Raw genomic sequence first — 17,985 nt, forward strand, 5'->3', positions numbered from 1 at the left:
ATTAGCCTCGGCCGAGACGCATTTCACGTTCCGGTTCAGTTAAAGATGCCAGGAAAGAGTCGCGCTCAAATACGCGGGTCATATAGCCCTTCAGCTCTTTCGCGCCAGGACCGCTGAACTCTACGCCCAGGGTTGGCAAACGCCACAGCAGCGGCGCCAGGTAGCAATCCACCAGGCTGAACTCATCGCTCAGGAAGAAGGGTTTTTGACCAAATACAGGGGCAATGGCCAGCAGCTCTTCGCGCAGTTGCTTACGCGCTGCATCGGCTTCAGAAGCGGAACCGCTGGTGATGACGTTCATCAGCGAGTACCAGTCTTTTTCGATACGCTGCATGTACAGGCGGCTTTCACCACGCGCAACAGGGTAAACAGGCATCAGCGGCGGATGCGGGAAACGCTCATCCAGGTATTCCATAATGATACGGGATTCCCACAGGGTCAGCTCGCGATCCACCAGCGTCGGTACGCTTTGGCTCGGGTTGAGATCGATCAGATCCTGAGGCGGGTTATCCTTTTCCACATGCTCGATCTCAAAACTGACACCTTTCTCGGCCAGCACGATACGAACCTGATGGCTATAAATGTCAGTAGGACCAGAAAACAGCGTCATTACCGAACGTTTGTTGGCAGCGACAGCCATGAAAACCTCCAGGTATATTCAGAATTTTTACTGCTACCGGCCCAACAGGGGCCAGCCAGATGTTGTATCGCCCATCCCAGAGAAGACACATTGTTCAGGAATCGAACAAAAATCGAGTATTCACCGACATTTGGGCAGAAAATTGGATGATAGTTTACCAGATTTTGATGGCTTTGTGGTGAGGGGATTCTGGAAAAGAGGAAAAAGAGAAGATATATGCATGGATATTGTGGATAACCTGCGCATTATCCATAAAAAAACCCGCCGAAGCGGGTTTTTCGCCAATCGTTCTGCGTAAGCAGAATGGATTAACGTTTGGAGAACTGTGGACGACGACGTGCTTTACGCAGACCCACTTTCTTACGTTCAACCTGACGAGCGTCACGAGTAACGAAGCCAGCTTTACGCAGTTCAGAACGCAGGGATTCGTCGTACTCCATCAGAGCGCGGGTGATACCGTGACGGATCGCACCAGCCTGACCGGAGATACCACCACCTTTAACGGTGATGTACAGATCCAGTTTTTCTACCATGTCAACCAGTTCCAGCGGCTGGCGAACTACCATGCGGGCAGTTTCGCGACCGAAGTATTGTTCCAGAGAACGCTGGTTGATTACGATTTTACCACTGCCCGGTTTGATGAAAACGCGAGCTGCGGAACTTTTGCGGCGACCAGTGCCGTAGTATTGATTTTCAGCCATTGCCTATAATCCCGATTAGATGTCAAGAACTTGCGGTTGCTGTGCCGCGTGGTTGTGCTCGTTGCCTGCGTAAACTTTCAGTTTACGGAACATAGCACGACCCAGCGGGCCTTTTGGCAGCATGCCTTTAACCGCGATTTCAATCACACGCTCAGGACGGCGAGCAATCATCTCTTCAAAGGTCGCTTCTTTGATACCACCGATGTGGCCGGTGTGGTGGTAGTACATTTTGTCAGTACGCTTGTTGCCGGTTACAGCAACTTTATCAGCGTTCAGAACGATGATGTAATCACCGGTATCAACGTGCGGAGTGTATTCCGCTTTATGCTTACCGCGCAGGCGACGAGCCAGTTCAGTAGCCAGACGGCCCAGAGTTTTACCGGTCGCGTCAACAACATACCAGTCGCGCTGTACGGTTTCTGGTTTAGCTGTAAAAGTTTTCATTAAAAGCTTACCCAAATAATAAGTTACACGTTGGTGAACACCCAAACGTTTAGTCAGTTGAGGTTCACACGACAAAGTCCGGCAAACCTACCCCTTCGAATAGCACATGCCGACACATAGAAAGTTTCGGGAAAAAAACCTTCTCGTAACGTGGGGTCGCAAGATTATAGAGAAGTTGAGGTCAAAGATCGACCCTTAAATGTGATTTGGAATGGGTTTTTCGGGGGTTAAGTATTGTGCGGTCTGGTGCCCTCACCCCCGGCCCCTCTCCCACAGGGAGAGAGGAGCATTTACCTCACCCCCAGCCCCTCTCCACGGGAGAGGGTGGCATTTATGGCATATGCTCCCGCTTCAGGTATTCCTCGCTCTGCATCTCCTGCAGCCGCGACAGGCAGCGCTGGAACTCAAACTTAAGGCGCTCGCCCTGGTAGATCTTATATAAAGGTACCTCGGCGCTGACCACCAGCTTAACGTGGCGCTCATAAAACTCGTCCACCAGGGCAATGAAGCGTCGCGCTTCACTTTCCATCAGTTTCGTCATCACCGGCACATCCAGTACCATCACGGTGTGGAAGAGACGCGAAAGCGCAATGTAGTCGTGCTGACTACGGGCATCCACGCAGAGCGTCGTAAAGGAGACCGCCAGCGTTTGGTTTTCGACGCCGAGCGTTGGCAGCGGGCGATGGTTTATCTCCAGCGTCGGTGCATGTTCACGTTTTGTGCCCGCCAGCGCCAGCCACAGTTTATCCATCTCGCGGGTAGTCTCCGCATTGAGCGGCGAAAGCCACAAATGGGCCTGGGTCAGCGTGCGTAACCGGTAATCCACCCCGGCATCCACGTTCATGATGTCGCAGTGTTGCTTAATAGCATCAATAGCGGGTAAGAAGCGCGCCCGTTGCAGGCCGTTGCGATAGAGCTCGTCGGGCGGAATATTCGAAGTCGCCACCAGCGTGATCCCTCGGGCGAACAGGGCTTTCATCAGGCCGCCTAGCAGCATGGCGTCGGTGATGTCAGACACAAAAAACTCATCGAAGCAGAGCACGTCTGTTTCCGCCTTGAATCTGTCGGCCACAATCTCCAGCGGATCGCTTTTGCCCTGCAGCGCGGTCAGTTCCTCATGCACCCGCAGCATAAAACGGTGAAAGTGCAGACGCTGCTTACGTGCGCCAGGCAGGCTGAGATAGAACAGGTCCATCAGCCAGGTTTTTCCGCGCCCGACCCCGCCCCACATATATAAACCACGCACCGGAGCCTGAGTCTGTGGCGTTTTTTTACCGAGCAATCGTCCAAATGCCGCTTTTAGCCCACTGCTCTGATCAACGTCAGCGGGTTTTGCCGTGAGTTCCTGATAAATCATCTCCAGGCGGTTTACCGCCTCACGTTGAACATCATCTGGTTGGTGCGTGCCCTCGTTAAGGGCCTGTTGATATCGCGACGCAGGGGACAGGTTTTGCATAATCTTATTGTTATTCCTTCAATTAACGCTCACCAGCAGGCGTGACTGATGAAAAAAAGGCCGTTCTACACTACGCGATGATACGTCAGGATTCCACTTCTGCGGAAATAGCGGTTATAGTGGCATTATCAGGCACAGGCAGGAGCCGAGCCAACACCCTACGGAACAACAAGACAACGGGAGAAGTTCATGACCTGGGAATATGCGCTAATCGGTTTAGTCGTCGGCATCGTGATCGGTGCTGTGGCCATGCGTTTCGGTAACCGCAAATTGCGTCAGCAGCAGTCACTGCAGTACGAACTGGAAAAGAACAAAGCAGAGCTGGAAGAGTATCGCGAAGAGCTGGTTAGCCACTTTGCCCGTAGCGCTGAGCTGCTGGACAATATGGCAACCGACTACCGTCAGCTGTATCAGCATATGGCGAAGAGCTCCAGCAGCCTGCTGCCGGAAATGACCGCGGAAACGAACCCGTTCCGCAACCGTCTGGCAGACTCGGAGGCCGGTAACGATCAGGCTCCGGTTCAGATGCCTCGTGACTATTCTGACGGCGCATCCGGTCTGCTACGCGGTGGCGCAAAACGCGATTAATCGCACAACCTGAATATATTTTACGGGCGCATCCCTTGCGCCCGTCCTTTCTTCCCGTCCCCAGCTATTATTTAGTCAAACGCCTCATTGTTCAGCGGTATAAAATTCAATAACATCATTATGATTTTGGGCCGTTCTTCTTTCATTCCAGGATACGAGAGTCAGCATCAATGAAGAAAAAAAACCAGCTGTTGAGCGCTTTAGCGTTAAGTGTCGGGTTATCCCTCTCGGCGTCCTTCCCTGCCAGTGCGGCGTTGCCCTCACAGGTGCCGGGACAAGCAGCCATTCCAAGCCTCGCGCCGATGCTGGAAAAAGTGTTGCCTGCGGTTGTCAGCGTGCAGGTTGAAGGCACGGCAGTACAAAGCCAGCGCGTACCGGAAGAACTGAAAAAATATTTTGGCGATGAGGGCCCTGACCAGCAGGCACAACCCTTTGAAGGTCTGGGTTCCGGCGTCATTATTGATGCGGCCAAAGGCTATATCCTGACCAACAATCATGTCATCAGCCAGGCCGATAAAATCAGCGTACAGCTGAACGATGGTCGCGAATTTGACGCCAAACTGATTGGCGGCGATGACCAGAGTGACATCGCACTGCTGCAGGTACAAAACCCGAGCAACCTGACCCAGATTGCCATTGCGGATTCCGACAAACTCCGCGTCGGTGATTTTGCCGTTGCCGTGGGCAACCCCTTTGGTTTAGGACAAACCGCCACCTCCGGCATTATCTCTGCGCTGGGGCGTAGCGGCCTGAATCTGGAAGGTCTGGAAAACTTTATCCAGACCGATGCCTCGATCAACCGCGGGAACTCCGGCGGGGCGTTGCTCAACCTTAACGGTGAGCTGATTGGGATTAACACAGCGATACTGGCGCCGGGCGGCGGCAGTATCGGGATCGGCTTTGCTATCCCGAGCAATATGGCCAAAACGCTGGCACAGCAGCTTATCCAGTTTGGCGAAGTCAAACGCGGGCTGTTGGGTATCAAAGGCATGGAGATGAGTGCGGATATTGCGAAAGCGTTCAATATTAACGTGCAGCGTGGTGCTTTTGTCAGTGAAGTGCTGCCAAACTCCGGCTCGGCAAAAGCAGGCATCAAATCAGGCGATGTAATCGTCAGCCTCAACGATAAGCCATTGAGCAGCTTTGCTGAATTGCGCTCGCGTATTGCCACGACTGAGCCCGGTGCGAAGGTGAAACTCGGTCTGATCCGTGACGGTAAGCCGTTGAACGTCGAAGTGACGCTGGATAAGAGTACCTCGTCATCGGCCAGCGCGGAGCTTATCGCCCCTGCGCTGCAAGGGGCAACGTTGAGCGACGGGCAACTGAAAGACGGTACGAAAGGCATTCGCATCGACACCGTTGAGAAGAGCAGCCCTGCCGCGCAGGCCGGATTGCATCAGGAAGACGTCATCATTGGCGTAAACCGTAATCGCGTGCAATCCATCGCTGAACTTCGCAAAGTGCTGGAGAGCAAGCCGGCGGTCATTGCCCTGCAGGTGATGCGCGGCAATGAGTCCATCTACATTCTGTTGCGCTAAGCATTTGCTATCCCGGACATCACCGCTGCGTGTGATGTCCGGATAACTCATGTTATGCTGCAAATCGTTCCTTTTATCACGACACGCGCATCATGCTTTCAAAGCTCTTACGTTCCATTGTTATCGGTTTGATTGTCGCTGGCCTGCTGCTGCTGGCGATGCCGTCTTTGCGTCAGTTCAATAAACTGTCCGCTCCCCAGTTCGACAGCGCGGATGAAACGCCAGCAACCTATAACACGGCCGTTCGCCGTGCCGCCCCTGCCGTGGTTAACGTTTATAACCGCGGCCTCAATAGCTCGGCCCATAACCAGCTTGAGATCCGCACGCTGGGCTCCGGGGTGATTATGGACGAGCGCGGCTACATTATTACCAACAAACATGTGATCAACGATGCCGACCAAATCATCGTTGCCCTGCAGGATGGCCGCGTGTTTGAAGCATTGCTGGTGGGTTCTGACAGCCTGACCGACCTTGCCGTGCTCAAAATCAATGCCACCGGGGGTTTGCCGGTCATTCCGATTAACCGCAAACGCACGCCACACATTGGCGACGTGGTCCTGGCTATTGGTAACCCTTACAACCTCGGCCAGACGATCACGCAGGGGATTATCAGCGCAACCGGTCGAATTGGCCTTAACCCGTCAGGGCGGCAGAATTTCCTGCAAACCGATGCGTCAATCAACCACGGTAACTCGGGTGGCGCGCTGGTTAACTCGCTGGGCGAACTGATGGGCATCAATACCCTCTCGTTCGATAAGAGCAACGACGGCGAGACGCCGGAGGGGATCGGCTTTGCTATTCCCTTCCAGCTGGCGACCAAGATTATGGATAAGCTGATTCGCGACGGGCGCGTCATCCGCGGCTATATCGGCATTGGCGGGCGCGAAATTGCACCGATGCATACCCAGGGCGGCGGTATCGATCAGATTCAGGGCATTGTGGTCAACGAGGTATCGCCTGGCGGTCCGGCGGCTAACGCGGGGATTCAGGTGAATGATGTCATTGTCTCGGTTAACGGCACACCGGCCGTCTCTGCCCTGGAGACGATGGACCAGGTGGCAGAAATTCGTCCGGGTTCGATCATCCCTGTTGAAGTCATGCGTAACGATAAAAAACTGACGCTGCATGTGACGGTTCAGGAATATCCGGCAACAAACTGACAGCCATAAAAAAACCGAAGCCAGTCAGTGCTTCGGTTTTTTTTTGCCGGGTGGCGCTAACGCTTACCCGCCCTACGGCAGTTGGCTCGTTTTACTTATTAACGAACTCTTCGCCCAGCGTGATATCTTTCTTCAGCGTATCCAGCATGCCTTCCATCGCGTTTTGCTCAAACGCGCTCAGCGTACCGATAGACTTACGTTCTTCAATACCATTTTTACCCAGCAGCAGCGGCTGAGAGAAGAAGCGGGCATGTTCGCCATCGCCTTCAACGTAAGCGCATTCAACAACGCCTTTTTCGCCCTGCAGAGCGCGAACCAGTGACAGACCGAAACGTGCCGCCGCCTGGCCCATAGACAGCGTTGCAGAACCGCCACCCGCCTTCGCTTCCACCACTTCGGTGCCCGCGTTCTGGATACGTTTGGTCAGGTCAGCCACTTCCTGCTCGGTAAAGCTCACGCCTGGGATCTGCGACAGCAGAGGCAGAATGGTGACACCAGAGTGACCGCCAATGACAGGCACTTCCACTTCTGTTGGCTGTTTGCCTTTCAGCTCAGCAACAAAGGTGTTGGAACGGATGATATCCAGCGTGGTCACGCCGAACAGTTTGTTTTTATCGTAAACACCTGCTTTCTTCAGCACTTCTGCCGCGATAGCGACGGTGGTGTTCACTGGGTTAGTGATGATGCCGATGCACGCTTTCGGGCAGACTTCAGCGATCTGCTGCACCAGGTTTTTCACGATGCCCGCGTTGACGTTGAACAGATCTGAACGATCCATGCCTGGCTTACGCGCCACGCCTGCAGAAATCAGCACCACATCAGCACCCTGCAGTGCAGGACGTGCATCTTCACCGGAGAAGCCTTTGATTTTTACAGCTGTCGGGATGTGGCTCAGGTCAACCGCCACACCTGGGGTTACCGGAGCAATATCGTACAGGGAGAGTTCTGAGCCTGAAGGCAGTTGGGTTTTCAGTAGTAGGGCAAGCGCCTGGCCGATACCACCAGCAGCGCCGAGGACTGCGACTTTCATCCTAAACTCCTTATTATGGTTAACTTAAGTATCTGTAAATCCGTTGCCGCGACCTTAATTCAGCAAGTCTTTAATTACAATTTTCGAAGCTAAAGAATTTGAGGTCACGCGTCTTTATCTCCCATCAGAAGGCTATCTGACGACAGAAGGCAACGCATTAAGAGGGGGTTACAATACACCCTGCCCCGCCACCAAAACAACATCATTTTGATAACATTTAATTTACTTTTAAGCTTATTTGCGTGGCGTGACCCAGGCATGTTTTCTGATAACGAAATCTGATAAAATCACTCCCTTTCATAACATTATTTCAGCCTTGCGCTGAGTAGATAATTTGCATAAAAATTCATCCACATGCATAATAATGTTGTTTCTTTCGTCATATTCCGGGTGACTTATGCGAAGCTCGTCTAAGCAAGAAGAATTAGTAAAGGCGTTTAAAGCGCTACTCAAAGAAGAGAAATTCAGTTCTCAGGGAGAAATTGTTCAGGCGCTGCAGGAACAAGGTTTCGATAACATCAATCAGTCGAAAGTCTCCCGCATGTTAACGAAGTTTGGCGCGGTACGTACCCGTAACGCGAAGATGGAGATGGTCTATTGCCTGCTGGCTGAACTTGGCGTGCCGACCACTTCCAGCCCCCTCAAAAATCTGGTTCTGGATATCGACTATAACGACGCCGTGGTGGTGATCCACACAAGCCCTGGTGCCGCACAGCTGATTGCCCGCATGCTGGACTCGTTAGGTAAAACGGAGGGCATCCTGGGTACCATCGCAGGCGACGACACCATTTTTACCACCCCGGCCAGCGGTTTCTCCGTAAAAGATCTCCACGAAGCGATTCTGGTTCTGTTCGAACAGGAACTGTAATCCTCTCTCCCCGTAGCGCTGCTACGGGGAACATCCTGCTCCAGCCTCGTTTTCCCCTGCATTCCACTGCCTCTGGTTTTAACAAATAGTGCTTTTTACCGCCTATTAACATTCATCTGGTGAATGATAAATCAAAAAATCGCACAAAAAATCAAAAGCAGATATCCATATGATTTTCTTAGATTTAAACACACTTAAAGCTCAAAAATCACTCAATATTATGCATTTTGGTTATAAAAAACGGTGTGTTTAACACGTAATAACACAGGAAACCATTAGTCTGGTATTAATTTTTACCGTTATTAGTGTATACTTGATTTTGTGATGAGGGTCACGAAACAAGACCCCACTAAAAAATTCGACGAGGTAAGAATCATGAAAATCAAAACTACTGTAGCGGCGCTGAGCGTCCTGTCTGTCCTGTCCTTCGGTGCTTTCGCGGCTGACGCTATTAATGCTGACCAGGCACAATCCCGTGAGGCAATCGGTACGGTTTCGGTCGGTGCAGTCGGCACGTCGCCAATGGACATGCATGAAATGCTGAACAAAAAAGCGGAAGAAAAAGGTGCATCATCTTATCGCATCATCGAAGCGCGTTCCGGTGACCACTGGCACGCAACCGCAGAGCTGTACAAATAAGTTTTAGTTATCACTGAAGATGTAATTCTCCACTCAACGGCACCAGGCATAAAAATAGCGGTTCAACCCTTCTCGCCGTTGAGCAAAAAACCTTTTCCAGGAGTAAAGACTATGAAAACCAAATTGATCATCGCAACCCTCGGTCTGGCATCCGTTCTCTCTTTCGGCGCAAGCGCAGCCGTACAGCAAGTGAATGCCGACCAGGCACAAAATCTGCAGCGTATGGGCAGCGTATCCGTCACGTCGGTCACCGGCTCACCGATGGATATCCGTCAGGAACTTGCCGCCAAAGCTGAAAAAGCAGGCGCCAGCAGCTATCGCGTCACCGAACTGAATCAGGGTGACCACTGGCATGCCACGGCAGAACTGTATAAATAAACCCTCGTCGTATCTCATCATACGACTTGCCCCTGGCCTGATGGTCAGGGGCTTTTTTATGGCTTGCTCAGTGGCGAGCATTGAAACGCAGTTGTCCTTCCAGCTCTTCTTCCGCTTCATCGAACAGTAATATCAGCGCCCCGAAACGTCTGCGCAGCTTATCGGGCAGATGGATAAACTCTATTTCCAGCGGTAGCGGCAACAGACTGCCGGTTACCACATCCCACAGCGTATCCAGGTTCGTCACGCTTTGTTGTTCAAGATCAAACACCCGTGTAAATTCCCGGTAGAAGTCTTCCTGACTGTCTATCTCATCAAAATCAAAGGTATAGGTTTTCATTACCAGCCACCAGTCCAGGCGAGCGGCAGATGCCGCTCCATCTATTATAATCCCCCGATATGCAGGGTTTTAACTTCCAGATACTCTTCCAGCCCCAGCACCGATCCCTCACGCCCCAGGCCGGATTCTTTCACGCCGCCAAAGGGCCCCAGCTCTGTGGAGACGGCGCACTCGTTAATCCCAATCATTCCGCTTTCAATTGCCTGTGAAACGCGGAAGACCCGCGAGAGATTCTGTGTATAGAAGTACGCCGCCAGACCATAAGGCGTGTTGTTGGCACGCTGGATGACTTCATCTTCTGAAGTGAAACGGAAGCACGCCGCGACCGGGCCAAACGTCTCCTCTTCTGCCAGCTTCATCCCTTCATGACAGTCCCCCAGTACGGTTGGCATCCAGAAATTGCCGCCAAGGGAATGAGGTTTACCGCCCGCCAGCACGGTCGCGCCACGCGCAACAGCGTCGTCAACATGTTCACGTACCTTGTCGACCGCTGCACCTTCAATCAACGGCCCGACGACGACGCCGTCCTCAAGACCATTTCCCACCTTCAGCGCCTTCACCGCATCAGCGAGTTTATTCACGAATTTGTCGTAGACGGTTTCCTGAATATAGAAGCGGTTCACGCTGACGCAGACCTGCCCGGCATTGCGAAACTTATTGGCGATCGCGCCTTTCACAGCCGCGTCGATGTCTGCATCCTCAAAGACGATGTACGGAGCATTTCCCCCCAGCTCCATCGAGACTTTTTTCATGGTTTCTGCGGCGTTACGCACCAGCGTTTTGCCAACCGATGTCGAGCCGGTGAAGGAGATTTTTCGCACGTCCCGGCTGGCCATAATCGCGTCGCTGATTTCGTGCGTATTCCCGGCGACTGCGTTGAGTACCCCATCCGGTACGCCGGCCTGTTTTGCCAGCGTCAGCAGCGCAAAAGCGCTGAGCGGCGTGTTATTGGCCGGTTTGATTACCCCGGTGCATCCGGCTGCCAGCGCCGGGCCTAACTTGCGGGTGAGCATCGCCATCGGGAAGTTCCACGGCGTGATAGCCGCGACAACACCTATCGGTTCACGGGTCGCCAGAATGCGCGAGCCGGGTTTGATCGGCGGAATAATTTCACCGTTCGCACGCTTGGCCTCTTCGGCAAACCACTGGATAAAGCTGGCGGCGTACTCCACTTCACCTTCCGCTTCTTTCAGGGGCTTACCCTGTTCGGTGGTCATTAGCCGTCCGAGCCAGCTTTTATTCTCAATAATCAGTTCGTACCAGCGGTAAAGAATGGCCGAACGCTCTTTCGCGGTTTTGGCGCGCCATGCAGGGAAAGCCTGGGTGGCGGCAGCAATTGCTGCTTCGGTCTCTGCTTTGCCGGCTTTCGCGACGCGGGCGATGACTTCCCCGGTAGCCGGGTTAAGCACATCAAACGTCGTATCCAGCGGTTTCCAGAGGCCGTTAACCAGATAGCCGGTCTGAAAAAGGGTATTGTCCTGAAGCGCCTGGGTCGTCATGTGTCCTCCCTTTCTGAATGTAAGAACGTGCTGGAATAAGTATAGCCACAAAAAAACCGACGCTTTTGGCGTCGGTTTTTTTACTTCAGTCAGTTATCGGTGAGGGCATTTTGATAGCGACGCAGCATCAGCGCCAGCCGCCCTACCGGTTCGGTGACCTGAAGCGGTGCATCCCAGTGCTTAAGCTTTTCCTGATAGATATCGAGCTCTTCAAGCAGCTGCGTAAAGTAACGGCGACGTTTGTCATCACTGCTGGCGGAAAGCACATGGTCCGCGGTACGACGCAGCTGACGGTGCCAGGCGGAGAGATCGTCGTTGATCGGCACCGGTGCACTGCGCAGACGCTGGTGCGCGATAATCATGGTTAACGCCAGGCGGAACTTCGCGATGTCGCCCGGAAACTTGTTCAGCAGTAAAAACAGCTGCTGATAGAGCGCCGGGAGGTGGTTCTCTTTACGACGCGCCGTATTGGTGGTCATCGACGACACGGCGGCAGAAACAAACTGATTCAATAACACACGCCCCGTCCGCGCCTGTGAGTTATCTCGCACCAGCAGAATGACCATCATCGCCAGGAAACAGCCCACCAGCTGGCCCAGCGCGCTGTCGAGGAATTGGCTGAAATGGAAAGTCATCGGGTTATCGAGCACGATGATGTTAATCGTACTCGCCAGCGCCCCTAGCGATCCCAGGCGACGCTTTTGCACTTCAATGCCGATAAAGAACGCCATCACCGCCAGGCTAATACAGAGCAGCAACATGCTTTGTTGCGTCGACGGGATGATGACCAGGAAATAGAGCGCCCCTATCGGCAGGGCGGCAATGGTACCGTAGAGGAAATCAACGGCAACCATACGCGGGTTAGGCAGACGCATCGCCAGTGCGGTCACAACGGCAATCATCACCATCGCGCCGCTGCCAGACGTCCAGCCTGTCCACAACCAGAACAGCGTACCGAGCATACAGGCAAGCGTGGTACGCCAGAAGTTGACCATCGCGTGGTGACGTTCGGCAGATTCGGCCTTGATGACCACTTCACCCTGGAGGACCTCTTCTTCCGCCGCGCTAATTTTGGTGTTGCCGATCACGCCACGTTTCAGCAGCAGATAGCGCGTCGCGGCCCCGACCCAGGTGTAGATGGTCACCGGCGTGTCGCGCTCCCCGGTCCAGGCGATCACCCGACGCATACGCTTAAGCTGTTTATGCACGTCCTGCACGGTTTCCACCGGCTCGGAAAACAGCTCACGGAACGTATCGGTGACCGCTTCCGGACGGGTGTTCTGGATGAGATACGTTTCGCACGCCTGGGTAATCAGCGTCAGGGAGACAGTATTGAGGGCTTTCAGGCGGCGGTTCGCACGGGCCCAGCGCGAGGACTCCATGTTGAGGTTGCTACGCATCCCCTCCAGCGCCTGCGTCCGGCGAACCAGCCCGCTCCAGGCGTTATCCACCTCTTCACTGTCGCCATGCTTAATGCACAGCTGCATCAGCTGGTACTGGGCAACGATCAGCGCGTCAAGTTCACGGTCGACTTCCTGTTTGATGGAGCGTGGAGAGAAAAGCAGGTCAGCGACAATCGCACTCACAATACCGATCACAATCTCGCTGCAGCGCTCCACTGCAAACTGCGGCGCGAGCAAAGGTTCAGACTGAATGGTGATGATAATAATCAGCGCGGTATAACCCGCCAGCCCCCAGGCGTAGGAGTTTTCCACTTTCACCAGAGACGAAATCCAGGTGCAGAAACCCGCCCAGATACAGCACACCATCAGCATCAACAATGGCGTGCGGATCATCAGAATAATAATGGTGAGTGCTGCGAAACAGCCGATAAACGTCCCGATGATACGCAGCATCCCACGATAGCGGATCGCGCCAGAATAGGGTTCCCCGCCAGCGGCAAAGGCAGGACCCGCCGCAACTATTGCAGCCGTCAGGACCGCCCAGCGAGGGGTTTCAAGCTGGAAGTGAAAGCCAACAAACAGCGCCAGCACAATGGCACAGGCCAGCTTCACGGCGAAGCGAATGTGCTGGCTGGCGATGGAAAAGATACCCATGGCGATTAACCAAACTCGCGCAGGCGATGGGCAATTTTACGGAAGAAGGAGTCCTGGCTGGCATCCCGATCTTTTTCACCGGTGATCACCACCGTCGCCGTGGTCCCCGCCGGCCACAGGTTGCCCTGCTGTTCATCAAGGTGAATACGTACCGGCACACGCTGCGCCAGACGCACCCATTCCAGGTTGGAATCCACCGTCGCCATTCCTTTGGTATCGTTAGAGCTGCTGGAGTTGGTCACCCCTGCAGCGACACTGTCGACGGTACCTTTGAAGACGCGGTTACTGCCCAGCGGCGTGATTTCCGCACGATAACCCGGACGCACGCCTTCCAGCTTGGTCTCTTCCATATAGGCGAGCACGTAGAAGGAGTTCTGTTTAACCAGCGCCACGGCAGTGGAGCCACGGGTAATAAACTCCCCGGCATAGACATTGAGGTTAGTGACCCAGCCGTCGGATGGCGCGCGGATCACGGTGCGCTCCAGATCGAGCTTAGCGAGATCGCGCGTGGCTTGCGCTTTCGCCAGCTGGTGCAGCACGGTTTGCAGCACGTTGTTAGACTGGTCTATCTCTTCACGGGACATGGCCTGAACGCCCAACTGGTTACGGCGGCCCGCCTCACGGCGTTTTTCCGATGCCAGCGCCTGGTAATAGGCGACATCTGCTTCCGCTTCTTCCAGCGCCTTCTGGTAACGAGGCTGGTCGATGGTGAACAGAACCTGATCTTTTTTCACCAGCTGGTTATCGTGAACATTCACCGCCGTGATTAGACCAGCCACATCGGGGGCGATGGCCACGACATCCGCGCTGAAGCGCGCATCACGCGTCCACGGTGATTCGGTGTAATAGACCCAGGCACGAAAAATAGCGATGAAGGCGAGGATAACCAGGGCCATCGTGATGGCAGTGCGGGAGATTTTTCTTGTTAGCGTTTTCACATCAACCTCAGACAAACATGCGCGATATCAGGTAAAACAGGCAGCAATACAGCGCGGTATTGAACAATGCAGGGTGCCAGACGAAATCGTAAATCCCGGTAGGGACCAGCACCTTGCGCACCAGCCAGAAGATCGCCAGTGATAAAAGTAGCTCGAAAAATATCGGTGGGAACGACAGACCGAACACCACGATAACGGGAAACAGACTCATGTTGACCTTGATAAGAGAGAGTGCAGGCTTCAGAATTTTTTAGCGCACGCCATCGCAGAAGAGCAAGAAACGTCGGGCGAGAATGGCGCAGCCGTTATGTAATTAATAATATATTAACGTAACTGTTATGCTGTTATCTATAATATGTGATCTAAATCACTTTTAAGCCAGAGTGAACAATGGAACGTTTAAAACGCATGTCGGTCTTCGCCAAAGTGGTTGAACTGGGTTCGTTTACCGCCGCGGCACGTCAGCTTCAGATGAGCGTATCATCCATTAGCCAGACGGTCTCTAAACTGGAAGATGAGCTACAGGTCAAGCTGCTCAACCGCAGTACCCGCAGCATTGGGCTGACGGAGGCGGGTAAAATTTACTATCAGGGCTGCCGACGCATGATGCACGAAGTACAAGACGTCCATGAACAGCTCTACGCCTTTAACAACACCCCGATCGGCACACTCCGTATAGGGTGTTCTTCAACTATGGCACAAAATGTACTCGCTGCCATGACCGCGGATATGCTGAAGGAGTACCCCGGGCTTACCGTCAATCTGGTGACGGGTATCCCGGCGCCGGATCTGATCGCCGATGGTCTGGACGTGGTGATCCGCGTGGGGGCGTTGCAGGATTCCAGCCTCTTCTCGCGTCGACTGGGCAGCATGCCGATGGTTGTCTGCGCCTCGAAAAGCTATCTTGCGCAGTACGGCGTTCCGGAGAAACCCGCGGATCTCACCAACCACTCCTGGCTGGAGTACAGCGTGCGACCCGACAATGAATTCGAGCTGATTGCCCCGGAGGGGATCTCCACCCGGCTGCTGCCGGAAGGACGATTCGTCACTAACGATCCGATGACCATTTCGCGCTGGCTGGTGGCCGGTGCGGGGATCGCCTACGTCCCGTTGATGTGGGTGATCAATGAGATCAACAGCGGCGTGCTGGAGATCCTTTTCCCTCGCTATCAATCCGATCCGCGCCCGGTCTACGCCCTGTATACCGAAAAGGACAAGCTGCCGCTCAAAGTGCAGGTGTGTATCAACTATCTGACCGACTATTTTGTGGACGTGGCGGAGCTGTTTCAGGGGATGCGGGGAAGAAGAAAGGAATAATCAATTTATTTCTGAACGCATAGAGGCAATGAATATTCCCAGGATGAATCCCTTGTTGATTCAGGAATATTCCTTCACCACTATCAGGAATAGAGAATTGACACTACTGCCGCCACCCCATTACTTTATATGCAGTCTGCTCGTCAGACTGTTATTAATTTGTTGCTGATATGAATAATAAAATGTATTCCGCAGGATGACGTTAAACAAGGAAAAGAAATGAATCTATTTGAACAAACACCGCCTTCACGCAGGCGCTATGGACTCGCCGCGTTCATCGGTTTAATTGCAGGGATTGTCTCCGCGTTTGTCAAATGGGGAGCCGAAGTACCGCTTCCACCACGCAGCCCCTCCGACTTATTCACCGGCGCATGCGGACCCGAGCAATTAATAAGAGCCGCAAGCCAGATTGACTGTTCCCGCAATTTTTTAAACCCTCCCTATGTATTTTTACGCGACTGGCTGGGCGTTGTTGATCCTAACGCGGCAGTTTATACATTTGCCGGACATATATTTAACTGGGTTGGCGTGACGCATATTATTTTCTCAATCGTCTTCGCTGTTGGCTATTGTGTCGTGGCTGAAGTCTTCCCGAAAATTAAACTCTGGCAGGGTTTGCTGGCGGGTGCGTTAGCTCAGCTCTTTGTGCATATGATCTCCTTCCCGCTGATGGGGCTGACGCCACCGCTGTTTGAGCTGCCGTGGTATGAACACGTTTCAGAGATCGTAGGCCATCTGGTCTGGTTCTGGTCGATCGAAATTATTCGTCGTGACTTGCGTAACCGCATCACACACGAGCCGGATCCGGAGATACCGCTGGGTAACTTACGTTAAAAAAAAGGCGCTACATCAGTAGCGCCATTTTTTATGCCGATTCAGGTCAGGCTGTGCCGCCTACCGTCAGGTTGTCCACTTTCAGCGTTGGCTGGCCCACGCCCACCGGCAGGCTCTGGCCCTCTTTACCGCAGACGCCCACGCCGTTATCCAGCTTCAGATCGTTACCGACCATCGAGATCTGCTGCATGGCTTCAATACCGGAGCCAATCAGCGTCGCACCTTTTACCGCTTTGGTCACTTTGCCCTTCTCAATCAGATACGCTTCTGAGGTAGAGAAGACAAATTTACCGGAGGTGATGTCCACCTGGCCGCCGCCAAAGTTTGGCGCAAAGATACCGTAATCTACAGACTCGATAATCTCCTGCGGCGTGGATTTGCCCGGCAACATGTAAGTGTTGGTCATGCGCGGCATTGGCAGGTGCGCGTAAGATTCACGACGGCCATTACCCGTTGGCGCGACACCCATCAGGCGCGCGTTGAGTTTGTCCTGCATGTAACCTTTCAGCACGCCGTTTTCAATCAGCACATTGTACTGGCCTGGCGTACCTTCATCATCGATAGCCACCGAACCGCGACGGTCAGGCATGGTGCCATCATCCACCACGGTGCACAGCTCAGATGAGACGAGCTGTCCAATCTGACCGCTGAACACGGATGTCCCGCGACGGTTAAAGTCGCCTTCCAGACCGTGGCCCACCGCTTCGTGCAGCAGCACGCCCGGCCAGCCTGCGCCCAGCACCACCGGGAATGTCCCGGCGGGAGCCGCAACAGCATTAAGATTCACCAGCGCCATGCGCACGGCTTCTTTTGCCCACGCGTCAGCGCGCGCTTCGCCATCTACATCGCCCAGGAACCAGTCATAGCCGAAACGACCGCCGCCGCCGCTGGAGCCACGCTCGCGTTTACCGTTGTCATCAACCTGCACGCTGATGGAAAGACGCACCAGCGGACGCACATCGGCGGCCAGCGTACCGTCCGTTGCCGCCACCAGAATCAGTTCATAAACACCGCTCAGGCTGGCAGAGACTTCCTGCACGCGTTTATCTGCAGCACGCGCCACTTTGTCCACGCGGCGCAAAATATCCAGCTTCTCTTCGCGGCTCATGCTTTGCAGCGGATCGATACTGGTATAGAGCGCAGAGTGCGACACTTCACCGAGGGTTTTCACACGGCCATCGCCAGTATCACGCACAATGGTACGTGCAGCCTGCGCACTTTGCTCCAGTGCAGCCAGGCTAATCTGGTCGGCATAGGCAAAACCGGTTTTCTCACCGCTGACGGCGCGCACGCCGACGCCCTGGTCAATGTTATAAGAACCATCTTTGATGATGCTGTCTTCTAAAACCCAGGATTCGTGATAGCTCGACTGGAAATAGAGATCGCCGTAGTCGAGACGGCGTTCGGTCAGTTGACCAAGAATGGAGAACAGGTCCTGATGGCTCAGGCCGTTCGCTGCGAGCAAATGTTCACTTACCAGGTTCAGACTCATCGTATTGCTACTCGTTCGTTGCCGCCCATGGCGGTATAAAAATCGTATTTATTGAGAGTGAGGCAA

Annotated in this window: 19 protein-coding genes; 8 read left to right on the forward strand and 11 right to left on the reverse strand. The window is 53.7% G+C overall.

What is annotated here, in order from left to right; all coding sequences use genetic code 11:
• Window position 1: 1 nt before the first annotated feature.
• The 4 genes from sspA to zapE form a co-directional block, all read right to left on the reverse strand.
• Window positions 2–640, reverse strand: a complete 639-nt coding sequence (gene sspA / locus BFV64_RS21040; RefSeq protein ID WP_014885418.1) for a stringent starvation protein SspA — start codon at window positions 638–640, stop codon at window positions 2–4.
• A 308-nt stretch (window positions 641–948) separates the two neighbouring features.
• On the reverse strand, window positions 949–1,341 hold the full coding sequence (rpsI, locus tag BFV64_RS21055; RefSeq protein ID WP_003860436.1) for a 30S ribosomal protein S9: 393 nt from the start codon (window positions 1,339–1,341) through the stop codon (window positions 949–951).
• Window positions 1,342–1,356: 15 nt separating this feature from the next.
• On the reverse strand, window positions 1,357–1,785 hold the full coding sequence (rplM, locus tag BFV64_RS21060) for a 50S ribosomal protein L13 (protein WP_003860434.1): 429 nt from the start codon (window positions 1,783–1,785) through the stop codon (window positions 1,357–1,359).
• Between the two features lie 331 nt (window positions 1,786–2,116).
• The gene (zapE, locus tag BFV64_RS21065; protein WP_023331414.1) at window positions 2,117–3,241 is read right to left on the reverse strand and encodes a cell division protein ZapE; all 1,125 of its coding nucleotides are present in this window, start codon (window positions 3,239–3,241) and stop codon (window positions 2,117–2,119) included.
• Window positions 3,242–3,430: 189 nt separating this feature from the next.
• Here zapE and zapG point away from each other — a divergent pair, with 189 nt between their 5' ends.
• The 3 genes from zapG (at window position 3,431) to degS (ending at window position 6,527) form a co-directional block, all read left to right on the forward strand.
• A complete protein-coding gene (zapG, locus tag BFV64_RS21070; RefSeq protein ID WP_010436126.1) occupies window positions 3,431–3,829 on the forward strand; it encodes a Z-ring associated protein ZapG in 399 nt (132 codons plus the stop codon).
• Window positions 3,830–3,999: 170 nt separating this feature from the next.
• On the forward strand, window positions 4,000–5,367 hold the full coding sequence (gene degQ / locus BFV64_RS21075; protein WP_023331415.1) for a serine endoprotease DegQ: 1,368 nt from the start codon (window positions 4,000–4,002) through the stop codon (window positions 5,365–5,367).
• 92 nt (window positions 5,368–5,459) lie between these two features.
• Complete coding sequence (gene degS, locus BFV64_RS21080; RefSeq protein ID WP_014885421.1) at window positions 5,460–6,527, forward strand: outer membrane-stress sensor serine endopeptidase DegS; 1,068 nt, start codon at window positions 5,460–5,462, stop codon at window positions 6,525–6,527.
• 91 nt (window positions 6,528–6,618) lie between these two features.
• Here degS and mdh read toward each other — a convergent pair whose 3' ends face one another.
• Window positions 6,619–7,557 (reverse strand): malate dehydrogenase, encoded by a 939-nt coding sequence (gene mdh / locus BFV64_RS21085; protein ID WP_014885422.1) that lies wholly within the window; start codon window positions 7,555–7,557, stop codon window positions 6,619–6,621.
• Between the two features lie 397 nt (window positions 7,558–7,954).
• On the opposite strand from mdh, the gene argR reads away from it, so the two are divergent.
• The 3 genes from argR to yhcN (BFV64_RS21100) all read left to right on the forward strand — a co-directional run bounded on the left by argR (window position 7,955) and on the right by yhcN (BFV64_RS21100) (window position 9,442).
• Complete coding sequence (argR, locus tag BFV64_RS21090; RefSeq protein WP_023294679.1) at window positions 7,955–8,425, forward strand: transcriptional regulator ArgR; 471 nt, start codon at window positions 7,955–7,957, stop codon at window positions 8,423–8,425.
• Between the two features lie 375 nt (window positions 8,426–8,800).
• On the forward strand, window positions 8,801–9,064 hold the full coding sequence (gene yhcN, locus BFV64_RS21095; protein ID WP_014885423.1) for a peroxide/acid stress response protein YhcN: 264 nt from the start codon (window positions 8,801–8,803) through the stop codon (window positions 9,062–9,064).
• 111 nt (window positions 9,065–9,175) lie between these two features.
• Window positions 9,176–9,442 carry a peroxide/acid stress response protein YhcN gene (gene yhcN, locus BFV64_RS21100; protein WP_014885424.1) on the forward strand — a complete coding sequence of 89 codons (267 nt, stop codon included), beginning with the start codon at window positions 9,176–9,178 and terminating at the stop codon, window positions 9,440–9,442.
• 67 nt (window positions 9,443–9,509) lie between these two features.
• Here yhcN (BFV64_RS21100) and BFV64_RS21105 read toward each other — a convergent pair whose 3' ends face one another.
• The 5 genes from BFV64_RS21105 to aaeX all read right to left on the reverse strand — a co-directional run bounded on the left by BFV64_RS21105 (window position 9,510) and on the right by aaeX (window position 14,487).
• The gene (locus BFV64_RS21105) at window positions 9,510–9,782 is read right to left on the reverse strand and encodes a barstar family protein (RefSeq protein WP_045281399.1); all 273 of its coding nucleotides are present in this window, start codon (window positions 9,780–9,782) and stop codon (window positions 9,510–9,512) included.
• A gap of 44 nt (window positions 9,783–9,826) precedes the next feature.
• Window positions 9,827–11,281, reverse strand: a complete 1,455-nt coding sequence (locus BFV64_RS21110; RefSeq protein WP_014885426.1) for an NAD-dependent succinate-semialdehyde dehydrogenase — start codon at window positions 11,279–11,281, stop codon at window positions 9,827–9,829.
• 89 nt (window positions 11,282–11,370) lie between these two features.
• Window positions 11,371–13,338 (reverse strand): p-hydroxybenzoic acid efflux pump subunit AaeB, encoded by a 1,968-nt coding sequence (gene aaeB, locus BFV64_RS21115; RefSeq protein WP_059372550.1) that lies wholly within the window; start codon window positions 13,336–13,338, stop codon window positions 11,371–11,373.
• Between the two features lie 5 nt (window positions 13,339–13,343).
• Window positions 13,344–14,276, reverse strand: coding sequence for a p-hydroxybenzoic acid efflux pump subunit AaeA (aaeA, locus tag BFV64_RS21120; RefSeq protein WP_014885428.1), 933 nt, complete (start codon window positions 14,274–14,276; stop codon window positions 13,344–13,346).
• Window positions 14,277–14,283: 7 nt separating this feature from the next.
• Window positions 14,284–14,487 carry a p-hydroxybenzoic acid efflux pump operon protein AaeX gene (gene aaeX / locus BFV64_RS21125; protein WP_003860416.1) on the reverse strand — a complete coding sequence of 68 codons (204 nt, stop codon included), beginning with the start codon at window positions 14,485–14,487 and terminating at the stop codon, window positions 14,284–14,286.
• Window positions 14,488–14,666: 179 nt separating this feature from the next.
• Between aaeX and aaeR the strand changes: the two genes are divergently transcribed.
• Entirely contained in the window at window positions 14,667–15,593 is a 927-nt protein-coding gene (aaeR, locus tag BFV64_RS21130; protein WP_014885429.1) for an HTH-type transcriptional activator AaeR, read from the forward strand.
• A gap of 219 nt (window positions 15,594–15,812) precedes the next feature.
• Window positions 15,813–16,427, forward strand: coding sequence for a YagU family protein (locus tag BFV64_RS21135; protein ID WP_023331418.1), 615 nt, complete (start codon window positions 15,813–15,815; stop codon window positions 16,425–16,427).
• 46 nt (window positions 16,428–16,473) lie between these two features.
• Here BFV64_RS21135 and tldD read toward each other — a convergent pair whose 3' ends face one another.
• Entirely contained in the window at window positions 16,474–17,919 is a 1,446-nt protein-coding gene (gene tldD, locus BFV64_RS21140; RefSeq protein WP_023331419.1) for a metalloprotease TldD, read from the reverse strand.
• Window positions 17,920–17,985: the final 66 nt, after the last annotated feature.

This window comes from Enterobacter kobei, assembly GCF_001729765.1.
Lineage (GTDB): Bacteria > Pseudomonadota > Gammaproteobacteria > Enterobacterales > Enterobacteriaceae > Enterobacter > Enterobacter kobei.